Origin of the sequence: Ornithinimicrobium kibberense (assembly GCF_006519705.1) — a bacterium.
GTDB classification, from domain to species: domain Bacteria; phylum Actinomycetota; class Actinomycetes; order Actinomycetales; family Dermatophilaceae; genus Ornithinicoccus; species Ornithinicoccus kibberensis.
Map to the genome: position 1 here is coordinate 77,532 of NZ_VFXM01000012.1, position 11,779 is coordinate 89,310.

At 74.8% G+C, this 11,779-nt stretch carries 11 protein-coding genes; 1 reads left to right on the forward strand and 10 read right to left on the reverse strand.

All coding sequences use genetic code 11. The features are described 5' to 3' along the window. Window positions 1–4: 4 nt before the first annotated feature. From dut to FJR00_RS11615, 5 genes are all read right to left on the reverse strand, one after another. Window positions 5–517 (reverse strand): dUTP diphosphatase, encoded by a 513-nt coding sequence (gene dut, locus FJR00_RS11595; RefSeq protein ID WP_141338883.1) that lies wholly within the window; start codon window positions 515–517, stop codon window positions 5–7. 100 nt (window positions 518–617) lie between these two features. Then, window positions 618–917 (reverse strand): DUF4193 domain-containing protein, encoded by a 300-nt coding sequence (locus FJR00_RS11600; RefSeq protein WP_075956822.1) that lies wholly within the window; start codon window positions 915–917, stop codon window positions 618–620. Between the two features lie 158 nt (window positions 918–1,075). After that, window positions 1,076–1,981, reverse strand: coding sequence for an inositol monophosphatase family protein (locus FJR00_RS11605; protein WP_141338884.1), 906 nt, complete (start codon window positions 1,979–1,981; stop codon window positions 1,076–1,078). A gap of 2 nt (window positions 1,982–1,983) precedes the next feature. Further along, a complete protein-coding gene (locus tag FJR00_RS11610) occupies window positions 1,984–3,267 on the reverse strand; it encodes a ferrochelatase (RefSeq protein WP_238330457.1) in 1,284 nt (427 codons plus the stop codon). After that, on the reverse strand, window positions 3,264–4,103 hold the full coding sequence (locus FJR00_RS11615) for a trimeric intracellular cation channel family protein (protein ID WP_141338885.1): 840 nt from the start codon (window positions 4,101–4,103) through the stop codon (window positions 3,264–3,266). The genes FJR00_RS11610 and FJR00_RS11615 overlap by 4 nt, the downstream gene beginning before the upstream one ends. A 95-nt stretch (window positions 4,104–4,198) precedes the next feature. Here FJR00_RS11615 and sepH point away from each other — a divergent pair, with 95 nt between their 5' ends. Next, window positions 4,199–5,617, forward strand: a complete 1,419-nt coding sequence (sepH, locus tag FJR00_RS11620) for a septation protein SepH (RefSeq protein WP_141338886.1) — start codon at window positions 4,199–4,201, stop codon at window positions 5,615–5,617. 19 nt (window positions 5,618–5,636) lie between these two features. Here sepH and FJR00_RS11625 read toward each other — a convergent pair whose 3' ends face one another. The 5 genes from FJR00_RS11625 to FJR00_RS11645 all read right to left on the reverse strand — a co-directional run bounded on the left by FJR00_RS11625 (window position 5,637) and on the right by FJR00_RS11645 (window position 11,714). Further along, the gene (locus tag FJR00_RS11625) at window positions 5,637–6,359 is read right to left on the reverse strand and encodes a thymidine kinase (protein ID WP_141338887.1); all 723 of its coding nucleotides are present in this window, start codon (window positions 6,357–6,359) and stop codon (window positions 5,637–5,639) included. 80 nt (window positions 6,360–6,439) lie between these two features. Next, window positions 6,440–7,633: an alkaline phosphatase family protein gene (locus FJR00_RS11630; RefSeq protein WP_238330458.1), complete on the reverse strand. Its 1,194-nt coding sequence runs from the start codon at window positions 7,631–7,633 to the stop codon at window positions 6,440–6,442. Further along, complete coding sequence (locus FJR00_RS11635; RefSeq protein WP_141338888.1) at window positions 7,630–8,208, reverse strand: DUF5998 family protein; 579 nt, start codon at window positions 8,206–8,208, stop codon at window positions 7,630–7,632. Before FJR00_RS11635 ends, FJR00_RS11630 begins: the two co-directional genes overlap by 4 nt. Window positions 8,209–8,287: 79 nt before the next feature. Next, complete coding sequence (locus tag FJR00_RS11640; RefSeq protein ID WP_141338889.1) at window positions 8,288–9,004, reverse strand: polyamine aminopropyltransferase; 717 nt, start codon at window positions 9,002–9,004, stop codon at window positions 8,288–8,290. Between the two features lie 43 nt (window positions 9,005–9,047). Next, window positions 9,048–11,714 carry a bifunctional acetate--CoA ligase family protein/GNAT family N-acetyltransferase gene (locus FJR00_RS11645; protein ID WP_141338890.1) on the reverse strand — a complete coding sequence of 889 codons (2,667 nt, stop codon included), beginning with the start codon at window positions 11,712–11,714 and terminating at the stop codon, window positions 9,048–9,050. Between the last annotated feature and the right edge of the window lie 65 nt (window positions 11,715–11,779).

Genomic DNA, 11,779 nt, shown 5'->3' on the forward strand with positions numbered 1-11,779 from the left:
CGGGTCAGTCCTTCGGGTCGGGGTCGGGGACGGGGGAGGTCGTGGTCGCGCGGGCACCCCAGGTGCCGGTGGACCCGTGGCCGCCCTCGCCGCGCTCGGAGGCTGGCAGCTCGTCGACGACCTCGAAGACGGGGCGCACGACCTCCTGCACGACCAGCTGGGCGATGCGGTCGCCGCGGCGCACGGTGAACGGGACCTGCGGGTCGGTGTTGAGGAGGTTGACGAGGATCTCGCCCCGGTAGCCGGCGTCCACGGTGCCGGGCGCGTTGACCACGGTGATCCCGTGCCGGGCCGCCAGCCCCGACCGGGGGTGGACGAAGCCCGCGTGCCCCGGTGGCAGGGCCAGCGCCACGCCGGTCGGCACCAGGGCCCGCTCGCCCGGGGCCAGGGTCAGCCCTTCCCGGGCGTGCAGGTCGACCCCGGCGTCGTCCGCACGGGCGGCGGAGGGCACGGGCAGCTCCGTGTCCAACCGGCGCAGGAGCACGGGGACGACGGGGGGCGCAGGGAGTGTGCTCATCGCTCTCGAGGGTACGCCCCGGCCACCGTGGTGGCCGAGGCGTCGGGACCCTCGGGGTGCGCGCGGGCGCCGGTCGGGGTCCTGGGCGGACCCGTCGGGCTCAGGCCGCGCACTCGGTGCAGACCGGCAGCCCGCCGACCTCCTTGGCCAGCTGGCTGCGGTGGTGCACCAGGAAGCACTTCGAGCAGGTGAACTCGTCCTGCTGACGGGGCAGCACGTGCACCGACAGCTCCTCGTTGGACAGGTCGGCCCCCGGCAGCTCGAAGCCCTCGGCCTGCTCGGTCTCGTCGACGTCGACGCTGCCCGAGGACTTGTCGTTGCGGCGAGCCTTGAGCTCCTCGAGCGAGTCCTCGCTCAGCTCGTCGTCGTTCTTGCGGGGGGCGTCGTAGTCGGTCGCCATCCTCGTCCTCCTCGGCTCCGGCGGAATGCGTCGTCAGCGGTGCAGAACGCACGGGCCGCCGGATTTGTGCCCGACGACGGCGCTCGACCGTCACGTGCGTGTCGGGCGGATTGTGCCCTATCGAGGGCCTCCGCGCCAACAGCCCCCGCGTCGGCCGCTCAGCCGCGCCGGAGCAGGCGCTCGACCTCGGCCCGGACGGTGGCGTGCGCGGCCGGTCCCCCGGCCACGACCATGGTCTCCGAGGGCGGGTCGTCGGCCCCGAGCCCGGTGACCACGCCCCCGGCCTCGGCGACGACGAGGGCGCCGGCGGCGACGTCCCACGCGTGCGTCCCGACCTCGTAGTAGGCGTCGACCCGGCCGGCCGCGACGTGGCACAGGTCCAGCGCCGCGGCACCCAGCCGGCGCACGTCCCTGACCCGGGGCAGCAGGTCGGCCACGACCCGCGCCTGGTCCTCGCGCACCTGCCGGTCGTAGGCGAAACCGGTCGCCAGCAGCACCCCTGCCAGGTCCCGCACGTCGCTGACGCGCAACCGGGCCGGGGCCTCGTCGGCGTGGTCGCCGGCCGGGTCGGACCGGCGCAGGCGGGCGCCGCCACCGGCCCGGGCCGAGAAGACCTCGCCGGTGCGGGGTGCGACCACCGCACCGGCCACCGGGCTCCAGGCCCCCGGCCGGGTGGGGTCGCCCACGACCACGGCGATGGAGACGGCGTACGCCGGCAGGTCGTAGAGGTAGTTCACCGTCCCGTCGATCGGGTCGACCACCCAGGTGAGCCCCGAGGTGCCGCCGGTGACCCCCTCCTCCTCCCCCAGCACGCCGTCGTCGGGCCGGGCCTCGGCGAGACGACGGCGCACCAGCGCCTCGCTGCGGGTGTCCATGAGGGTGACCACGTCGAGGTCGGTCGACTTGGTCCGGTGGACGTCGACCGCGCGGGGACGCTCGTCGCGCACCAGCCGTCCCGCCTCGACCGCGATCCGGACGGCGAGCTCCTCGAGCGCCGCCCGCTCCTGCTCGGGGACGACGGAGGGGTCGGGGGCGGACGGACGGTCGGCGGCGTCCTCGGCCACGGTCAGTCCATCCCGCAGGCGGCGCGCCGGTCGACCCGCAGGTTGGGGCAGCACCCCGGCAGGCAGGTCGAGGGCCGCGGCCGCTCCCCCGGCCAGGTCGGCCGGACCGGCTGCCCCCCACGCGCCTCGGCCGCCCGCTCCAGTGCCAGGTCGACCAGGCCGGAGACGAACTCGGGGTCCGTGCCCACCGTCGGCACCCGCAGCAGGTCCAGGCCCAGCTCCTCGGCGGTCTCGACGGCCTCGGTGTCCAGGTCGAAGACGACCTCCATGTGGTCGGAGACGAAGCCGATCGGGGCGAGCACGACGTGCCGCACCCCCCGGCCGGCCAGCTCGCGCAGGTGGTCGTTGACGTCTGGCTCCAGCCACGGCTGGGAGGGTGGGCCGGACCGGGAGCAGTAGGTCAGGTCGTGCCCGAGCTCGGTGCCGAGCGTGGCCGAGACCTCCTCGGCGACCGCGGCGGACAGCTCCAGATGCTGGCGGGAGTAGAGGTGGCCCTCCTCGTCGCCGGGTCCGGACGTCTCGTCCATCGCCAGCGGCAGGGAGTGGGTGACGAAGACCAGGTGCGGGGCGACCCCGGTGCGCTCCATCATCTGGCGGGCGCCCTCGGTGACGATGCGCGCGTTGGCCCGGGAGAAGCCGGGGTGGTTCCAGTACTGCCGGATCTTGTCGACGTCGACGGTCCGGCCCTCGGTGGCCAGCGCGTCGACGGCGGCGGCGATGTCCTCGCGGTACTGCCGGCAGGAGGAGTAGCAGGAGTAGGCGCTGGTCGTGATCGACAGCAGCCGCGTCATCCCCTCCTCGTGGGCATCCCGGACGGTGTCGGTGAGGAACGGCTCGGAGTTGCGGTTGCCGAAGAGCACGGGCAGGGTCAGCCCGCGCCGCTGCAGCTCCTCCTGGAGCGCGGCCACGAGGGCCCGGTTCTGGTCGTTGATGGGGCTCTTGCCGCCGAAGTGGTGGTAGTGCTCGGCGACCTCGGCCAGGCGCTCGTCCGGGATGCCGCGCCCGCCGGTGACCCGTCGGAGGAAGGGCATGACCTCCTCGGGGGCCTCCGGGCCGCCGAACGAGGTGAGCACGACCGCCTGGTAGGGGAACAGGTCGTGCTCCTCGGCCTCGGCGAGGCTCTCCTCGAGCTCGGCGACGACCTCGTCCTCGGCGGCGGTGGCGGGCGTCCCCCCGGTCCCGGCGGCGGGCTCGACGGGGCCGCCTCCCGGGGTCACGGGCTCGGGTGCCAGGCCGTCGGGCATCGGGCGGCCGGGGTCGGACGGGTCGGCGGTGGGCTGGCTCATCGGGAGCTCTCCTCGGGAGGTGGGGGGAGGTGGTCGGAGGGTCGCCCGTCGGTGCGGGCGGGCAGGTCGGGGGGACGGTGGTCCGTGGTCGCGGGCCCGGCGGGACCCTCGCGCCGGCGCACGGTATGCGGTCGCGCCGGTCGGCGGTCCTGTCCGCGGCGGACCGTGGGCAGGGTGGGCAGGTGCAGCCGGGTGGGCACCTGGAGGTCGAGGACGATCGCGGTGATGCGCAGGCCCAGCACGAGGGCCACGGCCCCCCACACGACCGCGACGCTGAGCACCTCGAGCCGTGAGGCCACGACGACGGTGGAGGCGCCCAGCAGCGCGGGCACGGCATACACCTCGCGCCGGAGGACCTCGGGCACCTGGCCGACGAGCACGTCCCGGATCGCACCCCCGCCGACGGCGGTGAGGACGCCCACGACGATGCAGGCCAGGGGCGGCGCGCCCAGGATGAGGGCCTTCAGCGCACCGGCGACGGAGAAGACCGCCAGCCCGACGGCGTCGAGGTACTTCACGGCCTGGCCGATGACGCCGAGCCGGAGCCGCGGGCGTCTGCGTCCCAGGTCGACGACGACCGGGTAGACCGCGACGACCGCCAATCCCGCCAGCAGCACCGTGATGATGTACCGGGGCTCGCTGATGCCGACGGGGGGCACGTCGCCGAGCAGCAGGTCCCGCAGGATGCCGCCGCCCAGACCCGTGGCCCAGGCCAGCACGGCCACCCCGAACAGGTCCAGGCGGGCACGCACGCCGACGAGCCCGCCGGAGATGGCGAACGCGAAGATCCCGACGAGGTCGAGGGCGAGCCGGAGATCGGCGGGGGCGGTCAGCATGACGCCCACAGCGTATCCGCCGGGCGGGTCGGCGGCGGCGTGCGGCGGCGTGCCCTGCGCCCCGGCCGACGCCCGGGATGGCACAGTGGTGAACCATGCAGCAGCTGCAGTTCAAGGACCTCGACGAGGGGGGACGTCTCGTTCTCGTGGGCGAGGACCAGACGCACTACGTCGTGACCGTCGACGACCGTCTCCGCGCGGCGCTCCGCGCCCGTCCGCACCACCCCTCCCCCGAGCACGGGACGACCGCGGCCGCGACGCCGCGGGAGGTCCAGTCGATGATCCGGGCGGGACAGACGGCCGAGGAGGTCGCCTCCGGCACCGGGTGGGAGCTGGCGCGGGTGCGCCGGTTCGAGGGTCCGGTGCTGGCCGAGCGCGAGCACGTCGTGGGGCTGGCCAAGGTCGCGCACGTGCGGGCCGCCGGTCGCACCGACGGGTCCCACACCCTCGAGCGGAGGGTCCGCGAGCGCCTGCAGGCCCGCGGCGTGCAGCCGCAGGACGTGGGGTGGGACGCCGCACGGACCGAGGCGCACGGCCCCTGGACGGTCCAGGTGACCTTCCTGGCCGGGGGACGCGAGCGGCGCGCGGTCTGGCACTACTCCGTGTCGGACCGGTCGATCGAGGCGCTGGACGACGAGGCCCGGTGGCTCAGCGAGGACGAGCAGGCCCTTCCCGGGGGGCTGGCCGGCAACCCGTTGCTGGGGCCCAGCACGGCGGAGGACGAGACGGCCGACCTGATGGCCACGATGCGGGAACGGCGGCAGCGGCGCGGCCGCCGGACCCGTCGGCCCGAGACGGTCGAGGGGGACGCCACGCACGTGCCCGGTCAGCAGGCGATGCCCGACGAGGTCCTTCCGCTGGAGGACCTGCGCTTCGACCCGGACACCATGGGCGACCCGCCGGCGGCCCATCCCCGCGGCTCGGCGCCCGAGGCGCCCTCCCCCGTCCACCCTGCGGAGGAGGAGAGCCACGAGCCCGGTGGCCCGGACGAGGAACCTGGCGGGCCGGACGAGGAGCCCGAGGAGACTCCCGGACGCGCAGGACGGCAGGGGGGCCGCGGCGGACGCCGTCGTCTGCGTCTTCCCAAGCTGCCGACCCCGGTCGGCGAGCCGCAGGAGGACGACCTCCACGACGAGGAGAACCCCGACCTGGCCTACGCCCGCCGGGGTGACCCGCAGGAGGTCAGCTTCGAGGAGTTCTTCGGCACCGACGACGAGGGCGACCCGGTCGACGACGACGTGGTCGACCTCGAGGACGACGAGCTCGCCGACGACGAGGTGCTGGCGGGGCCCGTGCCCGACGACGAGCCGGAGGCCGTCGACGCCGAGGCCCCTCCGGAGCCTCCGCAGGACGCCCCCGGCACGACGGACGGGGGCGACGACGTCGTGGACGGTCCGGAGGTGGTCCCGGCCGACGACGGGTCGGCCACCACGCCACGACGCAGGGCGAAGGGCCGACCGAGCGTCCCCAGCTGGGACGACATCATGTTCGGCGCGGCCGATCGCAAGCGCTGAGCGGCCGACCGCGCCCGGGTCAGCCCGCCGGGGGTCCTGCCCGGCCGTCCGGGGACGGCTCGGCCGTGCCGGGGAGGGCGCACAGGTCCAGGTCGAAGGGCAGGACGTCCGGGGACAGGGACTGGGCGCGGGCGGCCGAGGAGTTCATCCGCCGCATGTAGTGCCGGCGGCAGAGCATCTCGTACTCCACCGTCGGCACCGGGCCGGTCTCCCCGGTGACGTCGCCGACGACGACCTGCTCCCCCTCGACGACCATGACCCCGTCGACGACCCGGGCGTTGACCGTGGCCGGCTTGCCGCACCAGCACAGGGCGCGCACCTGGAGCTGCTCGGTGCGGTCGGCCAGTTCGATGAGGCGCCGCGACCCGGGGAAGAGCTCGGTGCGGAAGTCGGAGGTGATCCCGAAGGCGAAGACGTCGACGTCCATCTCGTCCACGAGCCGGGCCAGCTGCTCCACCTGCACGGGCGTGTAGAACTGCGCCTCGTCGCACACCAGGTAGTCCACCCGTCGGCCCGCGGTGACCTGGTCCACGACGAACTCCCACAGGTCGAGGTCGTCGTCGACCTCCAGCGCCGGCTTGGTCAGCCCCAGGCGGGAGGAGAGGACGGCCTCCCCGGAACGGTCGTGCTGGGTGAACAGCAGCCCGGCGCGACCGCGGCTGGCGTGGGTGTGGTCCATCTGCAGCGCGAGGGTCGACTTCCCGCAGTCCATGGTCCCGGTGAAGAAGACGAGTTCGGCCACCGGGGCAGTCTACGAGGGCGCCGCGGCGGTCCCGTCCGGGTGCGATCCTCCGCGCGGCACCGGCCCGCAGGTGCGCGACGTCATACCCGGTGGACCAGGAGGGGGACGGCGGTCTCGGCGTCGGTGACCGACCCGTGGTGCCCCCGCAGGGCGAGCACCTGGGGCCGCAGCAGGCGGGAGTCCAGGACGGTCGCGGCGTCGAGCATCACGGCCACGACCTCCCCGATCCGCTGCTCGTAGCCGGCCCGCACGGGGCCGAACCAGCCCGCCTCGACGGCCTCCTCACGGGTGAGGACGAGGGCGGAGCCCCCCAGCTCGTCCGTCCAGGTCGTCACGACCTCACGCACCCGTCCCGGCTCGCACCAGGCCTGCGGCGCCCGCGGCTCGCCGGCCAGCACCCTTACCCCGGCGGCCAGCACGTCGTCGTAGGCCAGGTCCCGGCGGGAGATGTGCGGTGCGTCGACCATGCCGTGGTCGGAGGTCAGCACCACGACGGTGCCGTCCGGGGCACCGGCGGCGACCTCGCGGACGAATGCGTCCACCTCCTCGAGCGCCTCGCCCCACTCGACCGACCCGGGCCCGTGGACGTGCCCGGCCTTGTCGACCTCGTCCCAGTAGGCGTAGACGAGGCTGCGGCCTGCCGGGCCGGCACCGGCCAGGGCGCCGAGGACACCCGCAGCCCGCTCCCCCGCGTCCTCGGTCGGGACGTAGCCGCCGCCACGCAGGGCGACCCGGGTGAACCCGGAGGTCTCGAACAGGGGCCGCGAGACGGTCGTCACCGACAGCCCGGCGGCCTCCGCGTGCTGCAGCAGTGTCGGGTGGGGCTGGTGGACCTCCGGCTCCGGCCCGTCGCGCCAGCCGAGGTGGTTGAACAGCCGGCCGTCCGGAAGCACCGTCTGCCAGCCGACGATCCCGTGCCCGCCGGGCGGCAGCCCCGTGCCCAGGCTGGTCAGGCTGGTCGCCGTGGTCGAGGGGAACCCGCACCGGGCGTCCGGCGCCGCCGCCGTCATCGACCGCAGGAAGGGGGCGTGCCCGGCGCGACGCTCCAGCTGCCGGGCGCCGAGTCCGTCGACGAGGACCACGACGACGTGGCGCGCGGGGGGCAGCGACCACGTCGGGACGGGTATGCCGTCGGGCAGCCCGACCCCCAGCGCGCCCAGGGCGGCGGGCAGGACCGAGGCCAGGCCCTCGCCGGGCGCGGGCGGTCGGTAGAGGTCCCGCGCGGCGGCGACGGCCTCCGGGCGCACGTCCGGCGCCGGGACGGGTGTGCTCACCGGCCGAGTCGGGCCGACAGCTCCTGGGCGAAGGTCAGCGCGTGCTCGAGCTGCGCGACGCCGTCGGCGTCGGCCGAGACCCGCAGCGAGATGTCGTCGGAGGAGACCGTGCCCTCGTAGCCGTGGTCGCCCTCGCACTGGGGGTCCTCGCACAGCGCGGGCAGCAGGTCCAGCCGCGAGACCGCGCCCCAGCCCAGGGTGAGCGTCACCGCCCGCCCGTCCAGGGAGCCGTCGTAGTTCTCCGGGTCGGCCACGACGTGGGTGAGCATCACGCCGCGCACCGCCCGCAGGGGCACCGTCTCGCTGGTCGCGGTCGCCATCCGCTGCCGGTCGGGACCCTCGTGGTCGTCGGCGTGCGCGATGACCAGGCGCCGGTCGGTGAGCACGAGGACGGTGAGGTGGTTGCGCACCGCCTGCTCGTCGAAGGTCGTCTCCGCGTGGACCAGGTGGCTGACCACCTGGTCCCGCCCGACGGCCGTGAGCACGACGTCGTGGACGACGGCCGGCAGGTAGCCGGCACGGTCGATGTCGGCGACGAGCTGTTCGGGGAGCGGGGACCTCAGGCGACGGACCATGGACCCATGGTGCCACCTGCCGACGTGCGGGACGGACCGGCGCCGGTCCGTCCCCGCGGACGAGGTGCCCCCGGGCTCCTCACTCCTGCCGGGTCGCCAGGTAGACCGTGTTGGCGGCCGTCCGCCCCTGCAGCGGGTTGGGGAACTCCACGACCTCGGCGGCCACGTCGGTGAACACCTCCCGCAGGACCTCCAGGTAGTCCGCGTCCGGCGGGTCGTCGGACCACAGGGCGTAGACGCCGCCGGGGCGCAGGTGCCCCGCCAGCGCCCGCGTCCCCGCCTGCCCGTAGAAGCCGCTGCTGCCCTCGGCCAGCGCGTGCCGGGGCGAGTGGTCGATGTCGACGAGGACCGCGTCCCAGCCGCTGCCCCCGCCGGACGGGTCGAACCCCTCGCCGGCGGCCATCGCGAAGAAGTCCCCGTGGACGAGCCGGCACCGGGGGTCGGCCGTGAGCCCGGCCCCGAGGGGCACCAGGCCCTGCCGGTGCCAGTCGAGGACCGGCTCGAGGGCGTCGACGACGACGAGGTCGGCCACCCGGTCGTCCTCGAGCACGGCCCGGGCGGTGTAGCCCAGGCCGAGCCCGCCCACGACGACCCGCAGACCCTCGCCCTCGAGGCGGGCGAGGGCCAGCCGGGCCAGCTCCTCCTCGGCCACGGTGAACAGGCTCGACATGAGGTACTCCTCGCCGAGCTTGACCTCGTGGACCTCCGTCCCGGTCACCGGCTCCCGCCGTCGCCGGAGGCTGAGCTCGTCGATCGGGGTCTGCGCCCACGCCAGCTCCTCGAACCGTGCGGCCACGTCCGTCCTCTCCTCGTGCGGTCCGGGGCGGGTGCGCCGTCCGTCAGGACGACATCGCGCGCCGTTCGGCGTCGGTGCGTGTGGGCGCGGGCGCGACGTGCACGCGGGCCCCCAGCACCTCGATGCCGTCCTGGTGGGCCATCACCGGGTTGAGCCGCACGTGCGCCAGCTCGGGGTGGTCGTCGGTGAGCACCGACACCCGGGCGATCAGGTCGTGCAGGGCACCGTGGTCGACCGGCATGGCGCCCCGGTACCCGTCGAGCATGGGCGCCGCCTTGATGGAGCCGACCATGTCCTCGATGTCCACGTCGGTCATCGGCGGGAAGCGGTGGGCCACGTCGCCGAGCAGGTCCACGGGCAGGCCGGCCACGCCGAAGCCTACGACCGGGCCGAAGAGCGCGTCCTCGGAGGTGTTGATCTCCACGGCCACCCCGGGGGGCGCCATCTGCTGCAGCGCGATGCCCTCGGCGCCCAGGGGGCGCACCAGGGCGTCCAGGTCCCGGTATGCCGCGCCCACCGCCTTGGGGTGACGCAGCCCCGTGCGGATCCACCCCTGGCCCGGCTGGTGCTGCAGGAGCGGGGAGGTCGCCTTCATGACGACGGTGCCGCGCATCTTCTTGTAGGCGTCGACCGCCTCCTCGTCGGAGCCGACGGCGACCGTGGGCCACACGTCGATGCCGTAGGCCGACAGCAGCGCGTCGGCCTCCTCGGGCGTCAGCTCCCGCCCGGCCGGCTCCTGCGCCAGGACCGTCTCCAGCACGTGGTGGGCCGCGCGCCGGTTGATCCCCTCGGGACGCACCCGCTCGCCGCGGTCGCTGCGGCGCCAGTCGGCATACCGGCTCGCCGCCGCCAGCGCGCGCACCCCGTCCTCGGGGGTGGGGTAGACCGGCAGCCGCCGGGTGGCCCCGACCCCGCGCATCCCCAGGAAGGTGGCCACGCACGGCTTGTCCGACCGGTCCACCGCCTGCTCGACCGCGTCGACGACCTCCGGGTCGATCTGGGCGACCGGCGGGATGAAGCAGGCGATGAGGGCGTCCACGGCCGGGTCGGCGAGCGCCTGCTCGACCACCTCCCGGAAGGAGTCGGTGCGCGCCTCCGCGGCCACCGAGACCGGGCCGTGGGTCACCTCCAGGCCCCACGAGACCGCCGCGTCGGCGGCCAGCGAACCCAGCGCGTCGCTGTTGGTCACCACCCCGACCCGGCGTCCCGCCGGCAGCGGCTGGTTGATGACCAGCTGGGCCACGTCGAAAAGCTGGTGCAGGTTCTCGACGCGGATGACCCCGGCCTGCTTGAGCATCTGGGCGAAGGCCTCGGGCCGCTCCTGGGTCGAGCGCACCCGGTGCCCCCGCGGGGTGGCGTACTTGCCGCCGCCGACGCCGGACTTGACCACGACGACCGGCTTGATGCTCGACAGCTTGCGGGCGATCCGGGAGAACTTGCGGGGGTTGCCCATCGACTCCAGGTAGAGGCCCACGGCGGAGGTGGCGTCGTCGTCGAGCCAGTACTGCATGAGGTCGTTGCCCGAGATGTCCACCCGGTTGCCGGCCGAGGCGAAGGTCGAGATCCCCAGGCCCCGGCGCTGGGCGGAGGCCAGCACCGCCACGCCGAGCGCGCCGGACTGGGCGAACAGCCCCAGGCTGCCGTGCGGCGGGACGTGCTCCACCGAGGCCAGGGTGGCGTTGAGGGAGACCTCGGGGTCGTTGTTGATGAGGCCGAAGCTGTTGGGGCCCAGGACGCGCATGCCGTAGCGCCGGGCCCGTTCGAGCAGCTCGCGCTGCCGCTCCTCCCCCTCCGGACCGGACTCGGCGAACCCCTCCGAGGCCACGACGAGGGTCTTGACCGACGCGTCGGCGCACTCGTCGACGATCTGGAGCACGTCCGGTGCGGGCACGGCGATGACGGCCAGGTCGACGCCCCCCTCGACGTCGCGCACCGAGGCCACCGACTCCAGGCCCTCGATGAGGGTGCCCGGCTCGGCCCGGTTGTTGACCGCGTGGAGGCGCCCGCGGTAGCCGCCGGCGACGATGTCCTCGAGGAAGACCCGGCCCACGGTGTCCGGCCTTCGGCTGGCGCCGATGACCGCCACGGAGGAGGGGTGCAGCACCTGCCGCATCGACCGGGCCTCGGAGCGGTGCTCGCGGCTCATCCGTACGGCCCGGGACTCGTCGGTGGGCTCGATGTCGAAGGCCACCGCGATGACGCCGTCGTCGAACTCGTGGGACACCTCGTAGCCGGCGTCGCGGAAGACGCCGATCATCTTCCGGTTCTGCGGGAGCACGTCGGCGACGAACCGGCGCACGTCGTCCTCCCGGCCGATGTCGGCCAGGTGCTCCAGGAGCACCGACCCGATGCCGCGGCCCTGGTGGTGGTCGGAGACGTTGAAGGCGACCTCGGCCACCGGGCCGTCGGGCTCGAGCCGGTCGTAGCGGCCGATCCCCACGAGCTTGTCGCGAACGGTCATCACCAGGGCGACCCGGTCGTGGTAGTCGACGTGGGTGAACCGGTGGACGTCCTTGTCCGAGAGGCGTTTGATGGGCGCGAAGAACCGCAGGTAGATGGACTCGTCGGACTGGCCGGCGTGGAACTCGTGGATGGCCTCGGTGTCGTCGGGCCGGATCGGTCGCACGTGCGCGACCATCCCGTCGGACAGCACGACGTCGGCCTCCCACTCCTGCGGGTAGCCCGGGGGCAGCGGTGCCGGCTCGGTCATGCGTCCATCATGGCAGGCCGGTCCGTCACGGGGCGGCCGGGTTCGGGTCGGTCCTCGCCCGGGCG

Bases quoted from the DNA above. Each gene is read 5' to 3' on its own strand.
- FJR00_RS11635 (WP_141338888.1), bottom strand. From the start codon at position 8,208: ATGGTCCGTCGCCTGAGGTCCCCGCTCCCCGAACAGCTCGTCGCCGAC.
- sepH (WP_141338886.1), top strand. From the start codon at position 4,199: ATGCAGCAGCTGCAGTTCAAGGACCTCGACGAGGGGGGACGTCTCGTT.
- FJR00_RS11645 (WP_141338890.1), bottom strand. From the start codon at position 11,714: ATGACCGAGCCGGCACCGCTGCCCCCGGGCTACCCGCAGGAGTGGGAG.
- dut (WP_141338883.1), bottom strand. From the start codon at position 517: ATGAGCACACTCCCTGCGCCCCCCGTCGTCCCCGTGCTCCTGCGCCGG.
- FJR00_RS11600 (WP_075956822.1), bottom strand. From the start codon at position 917: ATGGCGACCGACTACGACGCCCCCCGCAAGAACGACGACGAGCTGAGC.
- FJR00_RS11615 (WP_141338885.1), bottom strand. From the start codon at position 4,103: ATGCTGACCGCCCCCGCCGATCTCCGGCTCGCCCTCGACCTCGTCGGG.
- FJR00_RS11610 (WP_238330457.1), bottom strand. From the start codon at position 3,267: ATGAGCCAGCCCACCGCCGACCCGTCCGACCCCGGCCGCCCGATGCCC.